The 13,813-nt window shown below is 74.3% G+C and carries 15 protein-coding genes; 10 read left to right on the top strand and 5 right to left on the bottom strand.

Annotation, left to right across the window (positions count from 1 at the left end):
- Window positions 1–109: 109 nt before the first annotated feature.
- Entirely contained in the window at window positions 110–2,632 is a 2,523-nt protein-coding gene (locus AB0B35_RS39975; RefSeq protein WP_361056483.1) for an FtsX-like permease family protein, read from the bottom strand.
- The gene (locus AB0B35_RS39980; RefSeq protein ID WP_361056486.1) at window positions 2,632–3,429 is read right to left on the bottom strand and encodes an ABC transporter ATP-binding protein; all 798 of its coding nucleotides are present in this window, start codon (window positions 3,427–3,429) and stop codon (window positions 2,632–2,634) included. The genes AB0B35_RS39975 and AB0B35_RS39980 overlap by 1 nt, the downstream gene beginning before the upstream one ends.
- Window positions 3,430–3,601: 172 nt before the next feature.
- Between AB0B35_RS39980 and AB0B35_RS39985 the strand changes: the two genes are divergently transcribed.
- Window positions 3,602–4,879, top strand: coding sequence for a histidine kinase (locus tag AB0B35_RS39985; RefSeq protein WP_361056489.1), 1,278 nt, complete (start codon window positions 3,602–3,604; stop codon window positions 4,877–4,879).
- Window positions 4,876–5,547 carry a response regulator transcription factor gene (locus AB0B35_RS39990; RefSeq protein ID WP_361056492.1) on the top strand — a complete coding sequence of 224 codons (672 nt, stop codon included), beginning with the start codon at window positions 4,876–4,878 and terminating at the stop codon, window positions 5,545–5,547. The genes AB0B35_RS39985 and AB0B35_RS39990 overlap by 4 nt, the downstream gene beginning before the upstream one ends.
- 54 nt (window positions 5,548–5,601) lie before the next feature.
- On the opposite strand, the gene AB0B35_RS39995 is transcribed toward AB0B35_RS39990, so the two are convergent.
- Window positions 5,602–5,805 carry a CsbD family protein gene (locus AB0B35_RS39995; RefSeq protein ID WP_360534247.1) on the bottom strand — a complete coding sequence of 68 codons (204 nt, stop codon included), beginning with the start codon at window positions 5,803–5,805 and terminating at the stop codon, window positions 5,602–5,604.
- Between the two features lie 210 nt (window positions 5,806–6,015).
- Between AB0B35_RS39995 and AB0B35_RS40000 the strand changes: the two genes are divergently transcribed.
- Both AB0B35_RS40000 and AB0B35_RS40005 read left to right on the top strand, forming a co-directional pair.
- The gene (locus AB0B35_RS40000; RefSeq protein WP_361056495.1) at window positions 6,016–6,291 is read left to right on the top strand and encodes a hypothetical protein; all 276 of its coding nucleotides are present in this window, start codon (window positions 6,016–6,018) and stop codon (window positions 6,289–6,291) included.
- Window positions 6,292–6,345: 54 nt separating this feature from the next.
- Window positions 6,346–7,335 (top strand): C45 family peptidase, encoded by a 990-nt coding sequence (locus AB0B35_RS40005; protein WP_361056498.1) that lies wholly within the window; start codon window positions 6,346–6,348, stop codon window positions 7,333–7,335.
- Between the two features lies 1 nt (window position 7,336).
- Here AB0B35_RS40005 and AB0B35_RS40010 read toward each other — a convergent pair whose 3' ends face one another.
- Entirely contained in the window at window positions 7,337–7,768 is a 432-nt protein-coding gene (locus AB0B35_RS40010) for a hypothetical protein (protein WP_361056501.1), read from the bottom strand.
- A gap of 79 nt (window positions 7,769–7,847) precedes the next feature.
- Window positions 7,848–8,477 (bottom strand): pyridoxamine 5'-phosphate oxidase family protein, encoded by a 630-nt coding sequence (locus AB0B35_RS40015; RefSeq protein WP_361056520.1) that lies wholly within the window; start codon window positions 8,475–8,477, stop codon window positions 7,848–7,850.
- Between the two features lie 206 nt (window positions 8,478–8,683).
- Between AB0B35_RS40015 and AB0B35_RS40020 the strand changes: the two genes are divergently transcribed.
- The 6 genes from AB0B35_RS40020 to AB0B35_RS40045 all read left to right on the top strand — a co-directional run bounded on the left by AB0B35_RS40020 (window position 8,684) and on the right by AB0B35_RS40045 (window position 13,678).
- The gene (locus tag AB0B35_RS40020; protein WP_361056504.1) at window positions 8,684–9,031 is read left to right on the top strand and encodes an STAS domain-containing protein; all 348 of its coding nucleotides are present in this window, start codon (window positions 8,684–8,686) and stop codon (window positions 9,029–9,031) included.
- A complete protein-coding gene (locus tag AB0B35_RS40025) occupies window positions 9,028–10,476 on the top strand; it encodes a trehalose-6-phosphate synthase (RefSeq protein ID WP_361056507.1) in 1,449 nt (482 codons plus the stop codon). The genes AB0B35_RS40020 and AB0B35_RS40025 overlap by 4 nt, the downstream gene beginning before the upstream one ends.
- Window positions 10,477–10,483: 7 nt before the next feature.
- Window positions 10,484–11,161 carry a response regulator transcription factor gene (locus tag AB0B35_RS40030; protein ID WP_360534261.1) on the top strand — a complete coding sequence of 226 codons (678 nt, stop codon included), beginning with the start codon at window positions 10,484–10,486 and terminating at the stop codon, window positions 11,159–11,161.
- Window positions 11,161–12,522: a HAMP domain-containing sensor histidine kinase gene (locus AB0B35_RS40035; protein ID WP_361056523.1), complete on the top strand. Its 1,362-nt coding sequence runs from the start codon at window positions 11,161–11,163 to the stop codon at window positions 12,520–12,522. The genes AB0B35_RS40030 and AB0B35_RS40035 overlap by 1 nt, the downstream gene beginning before the upstream one ends.
- A gap of 62 nt (window positions 12,523–12,584) precedes the next feature.
- Window positions 12,585–13,148: a GerMN domain-containing protein gene (locus AB0B35_RS40040; RefSeq protein WP_361056510.1), complete on the top strand. Its 564-nt coding sequence runs from the start codon at window positions 12,585–12,587 to the stop codon at window positions 13,146–13,148.
- A 26-nt stretch (window positions 13,149–13,174) separates the two neighbouring features.
- Window positions 13,175–13,678, top strand: a complete 504-nt coding sequence (locus tag AB0B35_RS40045) for a DsbA family protein (protein WP_361056513.1) — start codon at window positions 13,175–13,177, stop codon at window positions 13,676–13,678.
- Window positions 13,679–13,813 lie beyond the last annotated feature (135 nt).

Genomic DNA, 13,813 nt, shown 5'->3' on the forward strand with positions numbered 1-13,813 from the left:
ACGTTGGCCCATCTCAAGTCGAGGTCGGCGCAAATCCGAGCCTCGGCGTCGACGAGATGGGCCAACGTCGTGGGAAAGCGGGCGGCGAGCAGCAGCCCGCCGCCGCGGGTCACTCGGTGGCGATCGCCGCCAGGATGTCGGCGCGCGCGGCGCGGCGGGCCGGCCACAGCGCGGCCAGCACCCCGACGAGCCCCATCCCCGCCAGAGCCACCACCGCGGTCGACCACGGCACCGACATGCCGAACACCGGATTCGCCAGGATGACGTACTGCATCACCCCGCCCAGCAGCACCCCGACCCCGATCCCCAGCACCCCGCCGTACAGCGAGATCACCACGCTCTCCCGGCGCACCGTGCGCCGCACCAGCGCCCGCGACGCCCCCAGCGCCCGGAACACCCCCAGCTCCCGGGTCCGCTCCAGTACCGACAACGCCAGCGTGTTGACCACGCCGAACACCGCGATCACCACCGCCGCGCCGAGCAGCACATAAACCAGACCCAACACCAGCTGGTACGGCTCCAGCAGGTCGTCGAGCAACTGCTCGCGGTCCTGGACCAGCACGTCCGGCCGGGACGCGAACGCCTTCTCCAGCGCGCCGCGCAGGCCCGCATCCGTGCCGACGGCGTACATGACGTCGCCCTGCCGGTACACCCCCGCAGGCACCAGCGCGTCGTCGATCAGCTGCCCGCGCAGCATGTCGCTGCCCTCGTGCACGCCGGCGACGGTCACCGGCACCTCGACCGGCGCGGGCTCGCCCGCTTCTCCGACGACCGGGAAGCGGAGCCGGACCTGGTCGCCGGCCTTCACTCCCAGTTCGTTGGCGACCCGCTCGGCCAGCAGCACTCCCTGGCGCAGGTCGGAGCCGCCCGAGACGATCCGGGGCCGGATCGCCGAGCCGAGCGCGGCCGGGTCCAGGCTGGTGAACTCGGTGTCCTGCGACGCGCCCCGCGCCGAGACCACCTCCACCCCCCCGGATCGCGGCGCGGCCAGCGCGGTCACCCCGGGCGCCGCCTTCGCCGCGGCGCGGGCCGGGTCGTCGAGGTAGCCGTACGCCGCGGCGCGCAGCACCACCACGTTCTCGGGAACCGCCGAGCGGACCTGCTCGGTCAGGTCGTCACTGAGCGTCTGCCCCACGGTCGAGAAGGCGCACACCAGCGACAGCCCGATCATCAACGCGGACGACGTGGCGGCGGTGCGGCGCGGGTCGCGTACCGCGTTGCGCAGGGCGATGCGGGTGACCGGGCGGGGCGAGCGCAGCAGCCGGGTCAGCGGCGCGAGCACCGCCGACACCATGATCGGCGCGGTGAGCAGCACACCGACCCAGGCCAGCACCGCCCCGGCCATGGCCAGCAAACGCATCGGCTCGGTCAGCTCCTCGGGCCTGGTCACCGCGACCATGGCCGCCCCGCCCGCGACGGCCAGCAGGCCGAGCAGGCTGCGCAGCACCAGCGAGCGCCGCGGCACGGCCGCGTCGGTGCGCAGCGCCGCCATCGGCGACACCCGCGCCGCCCGGCGCGCCGACCCGTACGCGGCGACGACCGTCACCACCACGCCCACTCCGTAACCGAGTAGCACCGCCCACGGCGACACCACGTACGCCACGTCCCCGACCACCGGCAGCAGCCGCATCGCCAGCAGGCCGAGCCCGGCGCCGAACGCGACGCCCACCGTCGAGCCGACCAGGCCCAGCACGACGGCCTCGGTCAGCACCGCCCGGCGCACCTGGGCCCGTCGCGCGCCGACGGCCCGCAGCAGCGCGAACTGCCGGGTGCGCTGGGTGACCAGCATGGTGAACGTGTTCGCGATGACGAACACGCCCGCCATCAGCGCCACGGCGGCGAACGCCAGCAGCGCCTTGCGGATCACGTCGGCGTTGCCGGCCGCCTCCTTCTGCTGCTGATCGCGCAGTTCGCTGCCCGAGTCGATCCAGTAGCCCGCGCCGAGTTCGGCCTGGACGGCCGCGACGACGGCCTGCTCGTCGGGCCCGGACAGCTCGACCCGCGCGAATCCCGGCTCCGCGCCGGGCGCGGCGTCGCGGTGGCGCAGCAGGCGGGTCGCGGTGTCCGCGTCGTACGCCACGGCCGGGTCGAACCCCCAGCCCGTCGCCCGGTAGGTGAAGACGCCGACGACCGTGGCGGTGTCCGACCGGTCACCGCCGAGCAGCACCCGGGCGGAGTCGCCCACCGAGAGTCCGGCCTCGGCGGCGGCCTGCTGCTCCAGCGCCACCTCCCCGGCGCGCTGCGGTGCCCGGCCCGCGGTGAGCGCGAACCGCTGGGAGTCGTCCCAGTCGGTGCCCGCGGTCTCCGCCCAGGACGTGGTGCCGATCTTTCCGCTGGTGCCGACCAGGGCCGCGTAGCCCGCACGGACGCCCTCGGCCCGGGTGACCCCGGGCAGCCGAGCGAGCCGGCCGACGACGTCGGCGGAGATCTCGGCGTCCTGCGGTCCCGTCGGTTTGGGCTGCACGAGCGCGGCGAGATCGGTGCGGGACGAGCCCTTGCCGACGGTGGCCGCGGCGGAGTCCGACACCACCCAGGTGGCGACCACGAAAGCCACCCCGAGCACGATCGCGGCCAGGGTCATCGCGACCCGGCCCAGGTGGGCGCGCAGGTCGCGCAGCATCGCCCGCAGCATCAGGCACCCGCCCCGACCGCCGCGCGAGCGCCGCGCGCGACGGACTCCAGCGAGCGGATCCGGTCGAGCACCCGGTCGGCGGAGGGTTCGCGCAGCTCGTCGACGATCTTTCCGTCGGCCAGGAACAGCACCCGGTCGGCGTACGAGGCCGCGACCGCGTCGTGGGTGACCATGACCACGGTCTGCGCCAGTTCGTCGACGCTGCGGCGCAGGAAGCCGAGCACCTCCGCGCCGGCCCGGGAGTCCAGGGCGCCGGTCGGCTCGTCGGCGAAGACCACGTCCGGGCGGCTGATCAGCGCGCGGGCGCAGGCGACCCGCTGCTGCTGGCCGCCGGACAGCTGCGCGGGGCGGTGGTGCAGCCGGTCGCGCAGACCGACCGCGTCGATCACCGTGTCGGCGAAGCCCTGGTCGGGACGGCGTCCGGCCAGGTCCAGCGGGAGGGTGATGTTCTCCCACGCGGTCAGCGTCGGCAGCAGGTTGAACGCCTGGAACACGAAGCCCATCCGGTCGCGGCGCAGCGCGGTCAGCGCGTCGTCGCGCAGGCCGCTCAGCTCGACCCGGTCGGCGCTGCCGTGCCGGGCGCCGTCCAGCCACACCCGGCCCGCGGTCGGCGTGTCCAGGCCCGCCAGGCAGTGCATCAGGGTGGACTTGCCGGACCCGGACGGTCCCATGATCGCGGTGAGCTCGCCGCGGCCGAAGGCCACCGTGACCGCGTCCAGCGCGGTCACCTGCGCGTCGCCCGAGCCGTACCGTTTGGTGAGGTCTTCCGCGCTCACCGCGGCGTCGAAGTTCGTCATGCCCGACACGCTGCCGCCCGGCGGCGGCCGTGCACTCGGGCAGGAGTAGATCAACACCCGCTACTTAAGTAGCAGGCGGCGAAGACGTAAGTAGTGGCCGCCCCCGGGGTGCACCTGCCTAAGCTCGTCACCGACACGGCGGAGGAACGGGAGGTGGGGCGTGGAGCACAGCGTGGCACGGGTCCCCGGCCTGCCGTCGTGGCTGCAGCCGGGAAGCCCGCTGCGCCGGTTCGCGCACTGGCTGTACCCGTTCGCGCTCGGCTGCACGGTGACGGTCTTCTCCCTGGTCACCCCACAGCGGCCGCCGATCTACATGTTCGAGGGCCTGCCGGGCGAGCCGCCCTGGGCGCTGACCGTGCTGATGATGCTGGTCGCGGGCGTCAGCGCGGCCCTGATCCGCCGGTCGCGCTGGCCGCTGTTCGTCGTCGCGCTGGTGACGTGGCTCTCTCTGAGCATGATGGCCGCGCTGTTCGTCGCCTCCTACTACGCGGGCGCGGGCCGTCCGGGCCGGCCGCAGAACCCCGGTCGCGCCTGGCCGTTCTTCCTGGTCGCGAGCACCCTCGTCGGGGTGCCGGTCGGCTGGAGCGCGGTGCACAGCGACCTGCTGTACGAGGGCATGACCGGCGGCGTCATCTTCGGCGGCACCCTCACCGCCCTGTTCTGGGTCGGCATGACCGTCGTGCTCCCGTTCGTCTTCGGGCTGTGGGTGCGCGCCCGGCGGCAGGTCGTGGAGCAGCTGCGGGAAAGGGCCGAACGGCTCGAACGCGAGCAGCATGAGCGCGCCGAACGGGCCCGGTCCGACGAGCGGCGGCGCATCGCCCGGGAGATGCACGACGTCGTCGCGCACCGGGTGGCGCTGATGGTGCTGCACGCCGGGGCGCTGGAGGTCAGCACCGCCGACCCGCGCACCGCCGAGGAGGCGGCGCTGATCCGCACCACCGGCCGGGAGGCGATGCAGGAACTTCGCGAGGTGCTGGGCATGCTGCGCGCACCGGACCTGACCGACGGCACGGCCCCGGAACTCGCACCCCAGCCCACGCTCGCCGATCTGGACCGGCTGCTGGACGCCAGCCGCGCGGCCGGGCTGCCGGTGCGCCTGGTCGACGTGGGGCAGCGCCAGGAGGTGTCGCTGTCCGCGCAGCGCACCGCGTACCGGGTGGTGCAGGAGGCGCTGACCAACGTGGCCAAACACGCCGGAGCGGTGCCGACCACGGTGACGCTGCGCCACGAGCCGTACGGGCTGGTGGTGGCGGTGGAGAACGACCCGCCGCCGCACCCGGCCCCGCCGGTGCCGGAGAGCGGGCTGGGCCTGGTCGGGCTCACCGAACGGGTCGTCCTGGCCGGTGGCACCGTGCAGGCCCGGCCCCGGCTCGACGGAGGTTTCCTGCTGCACGCGCGTATCCCGGCCGACCCGCCGGAGCAGCCGGCGAGCCGGGAGGTGGCGGCGTGATCCGGGTGCTGGTCGTCGACGACGAGGCGCTGGTGCGCTCGGGGCTGCGGATGATCCTCGAAGCGGCCGGTGACATCGCCGTGGTCGCCGAAGCCCGCGACGGCGCGGAGGCCGTCGAGGCGGCCCGCCGGCACCGGCCCGAGGTCGTGCTGATGGACGTGCGCATGCCCGGCACCGACGGGCTGAGCGGCGCGGCCGCGGTCGCCCGGCTGCCGGAGCCGCCCCGCGTGGTCATGCTGACCACGTTCGACCAGGACGAGTACGTGCACGCCGCGCTGCGCGCCGGGGCGGTCGGCTTCCTGCTCAAGGACACCCCACCGCGTGACCTGGCGGAGGCGGTGCGCACCGTGGCGGCCGGCAACGCGATGCTCGCCCCCACGGTCACCCGCCGCCTGATCAGCTCGTTCGCCGAGCGCGGCCCGTCGGTGGCCGACCAGGCCAGGGCACGCCTGGCGGTGCTGACCGACCGGGAGCGCGACGTGGTGCGCGCGGTCGCCCGCGGCCTGTCGAACGCCGACATCGCCCGCGAGCTGGACATGGCCGAGACGACGGTGAAGGCCCACGTGAGCCGGGCGCTGGCCAAGCTGGGCCTGACCAACCGGGTGCAGGCCGCGATCCTGGTCCACGACGCCCGCCTGGACGGCGGCACCGGCGCCCCTGCGGCCTGACGAGCACGGCGGCGGGCCGGCCCCGCACAGGGACCGGCCCGCCCGCGTACGCCGTCAGTTCCTGGTGTCGTCGCGGTCGTCGTCGCGGCCGCGCACCGCGTCACGCACGTCGTCGGCGGCCATGGCCGCCTTCGCCTTGGCCTGCTCGGCGATGCCCTCGGCCTGGAGGCTGTGGTTGTCGGTCGCGTCGCCGACGTGCTCCTTCACCTTGCCCTTGAGGTTCTGCAGGTGGTGCTTGGCAGAGTCGACCGTTCCCATCGGTTCATCCCTTCCGTCGCTGCTCGTGCCGTTCTGGACTGCCCGGCGTACGGCGGCGGCAAACCCCGACGCGATCCCGGCCACATCGGAGTCCCTGGCCGAAGCCGAAACGTGAGGTACGCGACTACGGGAAGTAATAACGGCCCACTCACGTTTGTCGTTGGTGCGGTGAGGACCTGGCTCACGCGGCGGCTCAGGGAGGGCGGAACCATGACGGCGGCGGACGTGATGCTCAGTGGCGCGCTGGCCGGGGCGTACCTGCTGCTGCTGGCGCTGCGCCGGCGGGCTTCCGCCCGGCAGCGCCGGATCGAGCGGGCCCCGTCTGCGGCGCGGCTGCCCGCGCGGGCCTTCATCCGGGGCGCGAGCCGCCCGGTCCGGGTGCTGCGCACCGGCCTGCGCCACCACGCCGACCGGGTGCTGCTGCCCCCGCGCCGAGCCCGGCGTCGGCTGCCGATGCGCCCCGCCAACCGCAACGCCCTGGCCTGAGGCGCGACCGCCCAGGCCCTGTCCCATCGACACGGGTCGTGCGACCGTGGACCCATGCGACGGTTCGGGTTCGTACTCCTTCTCGTCCTGGCATCCTGCACGCCCGCCGGCTCCCCCTCGCCCTCGCCGTCCGCCGCGGGCACGGCGTCGCGGCAGTCCGCGGCCGAGGCCGAGGCGACGCTGGCCAGCCTGCGCCGCGTCGACGACCTGCCGCTGTACGAGATGACCTACACCGGCGACTACGAGACCGCCGCGCCCGGCCCGGCGCCGACGGCCGCCGCCCCGTTCGGGTGCTCGCTGTTCGCCGCGCTCGGCGACAGGTCGCGCCCGGTCTTCGGGCGCAACTTCGACTGGGACCCCAACCCCGCGCTGGTGCTGCGGGCCGACCCGCCCGACGGGCACGCCTCGATCTCCCTGGTGGACCTGCGCTACCTCGGCTTCTCGGCGGCCGACGACCCGCGCGGCGACCGCCGCCTGCTCGACGCGCCGCTGCTGCCGTTCGACGGGCTGAACGAGCGCGGTCTCGCCGTGGGCATGGCCGCCGACGAGAGCGCGCACTCCGTGCCCGACCCGGCCAAACCGACCGTGGGCAGCGTACGCATCCTGCGGCTGGTGCTGGACCAGGCCGCCACGGTCGACGAGGCGCTCGCGATCTTCGCCCGGCACAACCTCGACTTCACCGGCGGTCCGCCGCTGCACTACCTGCTCGCGGACGCGTCCGGCGCGTCGGCGCTGGTCGAGTACACCGACGGCCACCAGCGGGTCGAGCGCGGCACCGCCCCATGGCGGGCGCTGACGAACGTGCCGCTGGCCGGGGTCGGGGAGCAGGAACGGCGGCACGATCGGCGCTACCGGGTGCTCGCCGACGCGCTCAGCGCCTCCGGCGGCACGGTGACCGAGGCCGGCGCGATGGACCTGCTGCGCTCGGTGGCGCAGCCGCACACCCGGTGGTCGGTGACCTACGACCTGGCCACCGGGCAGGTCCGGGTGGTGGCCGGGCAGCGCTGGCAGACCGTGTACGGCTTCCGGCAGCCGGTCGGCTGACTCAGTCGCGGGGCGTGCGCGGGCGCGGGATGGGCCGCAGGAACGGCTGGCGCTGATTGCGCAGCACCTCGGGCACCAGCCAGGTCGCGCCGCTGGCCAGCACCGTCAGCATGAGCGGCACGGCCAGGTACGGGATGCCGGACAGCAGCACCACCAGCCCGCCGCCGACGAGGTACGCGGCGATCGCGCCGAAGCGGCGCTGCCGGACCTCGGGCGGCTCGCCGCGTTCGAGGACCCACCAGGCCGGCGGCGCGGCGCGGCGGCGGCGGATCTCGGACTGCACGGCGCGGTTGGCCGCCTCCCACACGTTGCGGCGGTAGTCGTAGTCCTCGGCGTCGAAGTCGGCCGGGAAGTGCCTGCGCAGCACGATCAGCCGCAGATACAGCGTCTCGTCGGGCACCTGGCGCAGGTCGTGAAGTTGCAGGCCGGACATGTCCGACACCTCCCGTTCGAGGATCGGCCCTGACGCTACCTGCCTGATCACCCGGCCGACATCACCCGCCGGGCGTACCTCAGCCCTTGTAGATCGACTCCTCGTAACCGGGCCCGTAGTAGGCCTCCAGCTCCTCGACGGACTTGGTCGAGCCCTCCAGGGACCGCATGATCTGCGGTCGCGACGGGGCCGTCTCCGGCTGCCAGGTCTCTGGCTTCCACAACGACGAGCGCAGGAACGACTTCGAACAGTGGTAGAACACCTCGTCGATCGAGACGATCACGGCAAGCTGCGGGCGGTGACCCTTGACCACCATGTCGTCGAAGAACGGCGCGTCGGACACCAGCTCCGCGCGGCCGTTGATGCGCAGCGTGTCGGTCCGGCCGGGGACCACGTAGAGCAGGCCGACATGCGGGTTGGCCAGGATGTTGAAGAACCCGTCGGCCCGCCGGTTGCCCGGCCGCTCCGGGATGGCGATCGTGGTGTCGTCGAGCACCAGCGTGAACCCGGCCGGGTCGCCCTTGGGCGACACGTCGCAGCTGCCGTCGGCGTGCGAGGTCGCCATCAGGCAGAACCGAGCCGCGGCCAGCCAGGCCCGGTCGTGCTCGTGCAGGCTGGTGCGGGTCTTGCCGGCCGCCGCCGCCGTGGGCTCCCCCAGCAACGCGCGGAGCTGCTCCGGCGCGGTGATCCGATGCGGACGCTCGCTCATGAACAGGCCCTCCCCGTCGGTGTTTCGCATCAGCAGCCTACTGCGAGCAGGTCAGCAGGCCCGTCCCTCCGGTCCGGCCGGTCCCCGGACGGGCATGACCCCGGACGCTGACACGAAACAGCGGAACTGTCACACAACTGTCATGGTTCCGCCGGATGATCGCCGTACCGGCGGGTAAGGCTCGGAGTCCATCCAGGGAGGTGACGGTGGACGACGTGGTCCCCGCCGGTGCGACGCAGGTCGTGCCGTTGGTCGAGGTGCAGGTGCGCGGTGATCTGGACGTGCGGTCCGCGCCGAGCGTGAACGACGTGCTGGAGGAGGCGCTGGCGCTGCACCCGCGCCAGCTCGTCATCGACCTCGCCGACTGCGAGCTGATCGACGCGGCCGGCATCCTGCTGCTGCTGGACACCCACCGCCGGGCCATGCGCGACGGCGGCACCGTGGCGCTGCGCTCGCCGTCCGCACGGGCGCGGCGCAACCTCAAACTCGCCCGCGTCGACCGGGTGCTGCAGGTGCTGACCGCGGACCCCGACCCGCAGCAGGTGCTGCCGTGAGCCGCGGGCGACGGTACGGCCTGGTGATGGCCGTGGACCGCCTGCCCGCCGCCGATCCCGACGACAGCCGCGACCAGGTCGGCGCCGCGCTGGCGTCACTGCGGCCGCTCGTCGCGGCGTCGTCCGGGGCATGGGCCGCGGCCGGTGGCGACGGCTGCGGCGACGGCGCGCTCGACGTGCGCCCGCCCGCGCGGGCCGGCGCCGCCGCGCTGGGCGCGAGCCTGCTCCGCTCGCTCTGCCACCACCAGCCCGGTGACTTCCCGAGCGGCTGGTTCGACAGCTACCTGACGGTCAACCGCCGGGTCGCCGCCGCCGTGGCCGCGTCGGCGTCGGCCTCGGCGACGGTGTGGACCCACGGCCACCAGCTCCAGCTGCTGCCACGGGTGCTGCGCCGGATGCGCCCCGACCTGGCCGTCGTCATGCACCTGCACACCACGTTCCCGCCCGCGGAGTCGTTCGCGCGGCTGCCTGAGCACCGGGCGCTGCTGTCGGGGCTGCTCGGCGCGGACGTGATCGCGCTGCCGCACCAGCGCGCCGTCGACAACCTGCTGGACCTCGCCGACCGGGTGCACGGCCTGGCGGTGCGCGACGGCCGCATCACCCTTGGCCACCGGGGCGTACGCGTCATCGCGTACCCGCTGCCGGCCGACACCGCGGGGGCCCGGCGGCTGGCCGGGCTGGCTCCGGTGCGTGCGGCGGGCGGGCGGATCCGCGCCGCGATGCGGGTGACCGGAACCGTGCTGCTGTCCGTCGCGGGCTGGGATCCCGCCGACGCCGTCGAGCAGCGCCTGCACGCCTTCGAGCGTTTCCTCGCCGAGCACCGGCCGGCCCTCGGCGAGGTCGCGCTGCTCCACGTGGCCTGCGGCGATCCGCGCACCCCGGCCGAGGACGCGCAGCGAGAACGGGTCGACCGGCTCATCGCGAAGATCAACGGTACGCACGCCGGCGTCGGGCAGGCGGTCGTGCACTACGTACGCGCCGAGCCCGACCGCCGCGACCTGGCCGCGCTGTACCTGGCCTGCGACGGGATCCTGGTCACGCCGACCCACCACGGCTCGGTGGCCGCCGCGCACGAGTTCATCGCGGCCCGCGGCGAGCTCGGGGCGTCCGTCGTGGTCAGCGAACTGACCTGCGGCGTCGCCGACCTGCCGGGGGCGATCGCGGTCAACCCGCACGACACGGGCGCGTTCGCCGACGCCATCGCCTCGGCCACCGGCCGCCACGGCCCGGCCCCGCGGGCCCGCCACGCCGACACCCCGCCGACGCTGGACAGCTGGGCCGAACACCTGATGACGCTGGTAGGAGCGCGCACCGGTGGACAGGCGGCGACCCCGGAGCGCCGCATCCGGCGGCTTTCCAGCGGCGCGCACACCCGGCACACCCGGCCCGGCGGCTACGAGGTCGGCGGCCCGCCACTGGCCGTACGCCGGGTTTCTGGGCGATGATGCGGCGATGGTCGCTGTACTGGTCATCGAAGACGACGACCGCATCCGCCTGTCGCTGACGCTGGCGCTCGAGGACGAGGGATACACCGTCTCGGCCGCCGCCACGGCCGAGGAGGGGCTGGTCCGCCAGCGCCGCGAGCCCGCGGACACGGTGCTCGTGGACCTGATGCTGCCCGGCATCGACGGATTCGAGTGCATCCGGGAGCTGCGCCGCGCCGACGACGTGCCGATCGTGGTGGTCAGCGCGCGCGACGACACGCACGACATCGTCGCCGCGCTGGAGGCCGGCGCCGACGACTACGTCGTGAAGCCGATCGCGGTCAAGGAACTCACCGCCCGGCTGCGGGCGCTGCGGCGGCGGGCCCGCGCCGCCACCGCGACCGGCCCGCGCACCTCCGTGATCGGCGAGCTGGAGATCCGCCCCCAGGCCGGAGAGGTGCTGCTGCGCGGCAACCAGCTCGCGCTGACCCGCACCGAGTTCCGGCTGCTGTGCGAGCTGGCCGAGCACGCCGGCCAGGTGCTGTCGCGCCAGCAGCTGCTGGAGCGGGTGTGGGAGTACGACTTCGGCGACGAGCGGCTCGTCGACGTGCACGTCGGACGCCTGCGCCAGAAGGTCGAGGACGACCCCGGCGCCCCGGCCCGCCTGGTGACCGTCCGCGGCCTCGGCTACAAGCTCCAGCGATGATCCGCAGACCGGGGCTGCGCGCGCGGGTGACGGCGGGTTTCGCGGTCGGTGCGCTGGGCGTGTCGACCGTCATGGGCGCGCTGTCCTACCAGCTCACCGAGCGCTTCCTGCTGGCACAGCGGGAGGACTCGGCGGTGCGCGCCGTGGCGCTGGACGCCGCGATCGTCGCGTCCGGTCTCGACGACGACAGCCCCGACGCGCTGACCGCGCTCAGCGCCCTGAACACCGGCGCGGACCGGCGCGCCTTCCTGCGCCGGGGGAGCCGCTGGTTCTCCACCCAGGTGGACACCGCCAACACCGCCGCCGAGATCCCCGACGGCCTGGTCCGCCTGGTCGAGCGGGGCGAGCCCGGCATCCAGCGGGTACGCGTCGACGGTGTGCCCGCCATGGTCATCGCCGTGCCGCTCGACGACGGCACAGCCCTCTACGAGGTCGACTTCATGCGCGAGCTGGACCGGTCGCTGAAGGTGCTCGCGCTGGTGCTGACGCTGGTCGCGGTCGGCACCACGGGGGCCGGGGCGCTGCTGGGCTGGTACGCCTCCCGCCGGGTGCTGCGCCCGCTGACGTCGGTCGCCAACGCGGCCAGCGAGATCGCCGCCGGGGATCACAGCGCCCGGCTCGACCCCGCCGCCGAACCCGAGCTGGCCCGGCTGACCACCTCGTTCAACCTGATGGTCGACCAGCTTTCGCGGCGTATGGAGCGCGACCGCCGGTTCGCCGCCGACGTGAGCCACGAGCTGCGCTCGCCGCTGCAGACCCTGTCCGCCGCCGCGAGCGTGCTGGCCCGCCGCCGCGCCCACCTCGATCCGCGTACGGCGACCGCCGCGGCGCTGCTCACCGAGGAGGTCGAGCGCTTCCAGGACCTGGTCACCGACCTGATCGAGCTGTCCCGCAGCGATCAGGCCGCCGACCGCACCTCGGTCGACGTGCCCGCGCTGGCACGCCGCCTGTGCCGGGCACGCGGCCTGAACGTGAGCCTGGTGTCGATCGCCCAGGGCAGCGACGCGATCTGGCAGGTGGATCGCCGGCGCTTCGAGCAGATCCTGGTCAACCTCATCGACAACGCGCAGCGCCACGGCGGCGGCGCGGTGGCGGTGCGCCTGGGCGGCCGCCGGATGCTCGGATACTACGTCGAGGTCGACGACGAGGGCCCCGGCGTCAGCCCGGCCGACCGGGAGTCGATCTTCGACCGGTTCGTGCGCGGCCGCACCGCCGGAGCCCGTGGCGACAGCGAGGGCACCGGACTCGGCCTGTCCCTGGTCGCCCAGCACGTGCAGGCGCACGGCGGCCGTGTGCACGTGACCGACCGCCCCGGCGGCGGCGCCCGCTTCCGCATCGACCTGCCGAAGGTGGCCCAGTGACCCCGCGTCCCTCACCCTCCCGGTCTGCCCGGCGGCCGCTGCCAAGGCTGTCGTCCGGGCGCGTGCCCGGGTCCGTGCTGGTGCTGCCGTCGCTGCTGGTGCTGCTCGCCGCCGGGTGCGGCGTCCCGGTCGAGGACACCCCGCGCGTGATCGAGGTGGGCACGCCGTCCCGGGCCGCGACGGGCGCGCCCTCGGCCGCCGCGTCCGGGCCCGCCGCGGAGAGCCTGTACCTGATCAGGGACGGCTCGCTGGTCGCGGTGCAGCGCCGGCTGGCCGCCGAGCCCGACCCGCAGCGCCTGCTCGGCGACCTGCTGGCCGGGCCGACCGAGGCGGAGCAGGACCGCGGCCTGGGCACCGCGCTCGGCGGGCGCGACGTGGTCGCGTCGGTGCGGCTGATCGACGGCATCGCTTACGTCGAGCTGCCCGCGGGCATCGAGAACACCGGCCGCAACGACGACGTGCTCGCCTTCGGGCAGATCGTGTGCACGCTGACCAGCCGCCGCGACGTCACCGGCGTGGTGTTCACCAGGCAGGGCGCGCGGATCGGGGTGCCCCTGCCCGACGCCTCCCTGAGCCAGGACCCCCTGCGCGCCGCCGACTACGCCGCGCTGATCGCCAACGGCTGAGCACCCCGGGCAACTACGCTGCAAGGGTGACCGAGTCCGGCGCGGTGGACCTCGACCGGCACGTCTACGGGGCGGCCGACGCCCCGATGACGCTGGTGGAGTACGGCGACTTCGAGTGCCCGTACTGCGGCGCGGCCGCGCCGGTGCTGCGCCGCCTGATCGACGAGTCGGACGGCGTGGTGCGGCTGGTCTACCGGCACTTCCCACTGTTCACGGTGCACCCGTTCGCGCTGACCGCGGCGCTGGCCGCCGAGGCCTCCGGCGACCGCTTCTGGGAGATGCACGACCTGCTTTTCGCCCACCAGAGCCGGCTCGCCGACCCCGACCTGGAGAACTACGCGCAGATGCTCGACCTGGACTCGGTGACCGGCGAGGCGGCCCAGCCGTACCGGCCCGCCGTCGAGACCGACTACCGCTCCGGCGTCACCGCCGGCGTCCGCGGCACACCGACCCTCTTCGCCGACGGCAACCTCTACCAGGGCAAGGTCGAACTCGCCGCCCTCCGCAGCTCCCTAGGCCTGCGCCACTGACGCCGTCAAGCGAAGGAAGGGCACCTTCTACACGGACGTCCGGGTGGATTCCAGTGGTCGTTGCAACACTGCTGGTTAGTTGGTGGTGTTGAGCAGTTTGGTGAAACGCTCGGCTGGGGTGTCCCAGCCGAGCGT

The organism is Catellatospora sp. NPDC049133 (assembly GCF_040648455.1).
Classification (GTDB): Bacteria; Actinomycetota; Actinomycetes; order Mycobacteriales; family Micromonosporaceae; genus Catellatospora; species Catellatospora aurea.

Excerpts from the sequence above, each read along its gene's own strand:
- AB0B35_RS39995 (WP_360534247.1), bottom strand. The coding sequence starts at position 5,805 with ATGGGAACGGTCGACTCTGCCAAGCACCACCTGCAGAACCTCAAGGGC.
- AB0B35_RS40010 (WP_361056501.1), bottom strand. The coding sequence starts at position 7,768 with ATGTCCGGCCTGCAACTTCACGACCTGCGCCAGGTGCCCGACGAGACG.
- AB0B35_RS40005 (WP_361056498.1), top strand. The coding sequence starts at position 6,346 with ATGCGACGGTTCGGGTTCGTACTCCTTCTCGTCCTGGCATCCTGCACG.
- AB0B35_RS40030 (WP_360534261.1), top strand. The coding sequence starts at position 10,484 with ATGGTCGCTGTACTGGTCATCGAAGACGACGACCGCATCCGCCTGTCG.
- AB0B35_RS40015 (WP_361056520.1), bottom strand. The coding sequence starts at position 8,477 with ATGAGCGAGCGTCCGCATCGGATCACCGCGCCGGAGCAGCTCCGCGCG.
- AB0B35_RS39980 (WP_361056486.1), bottom strand. The coding sequence starts at position 3,429 with ATGACGAACTTCGACGCCGCGGTGAGCGCGGAAGACCTCACCAAACGG.
- AB0B35_RS40000 (WP_361056495.1), top strand. The coding sequence starts at position 6,016 with ATGACGGCGGCGGACGTGATGCTCAGTGGCGCGCTGGCCGGGGCGTAC.
- AB0B35_RS39975 (WP_361056483.1), bottom strand. The coding sequence starts at position 2,632 with ATGCTGCGGGCGATGCTGCGCGACCTGCGCGCCCACCTGGGCCGGGTC.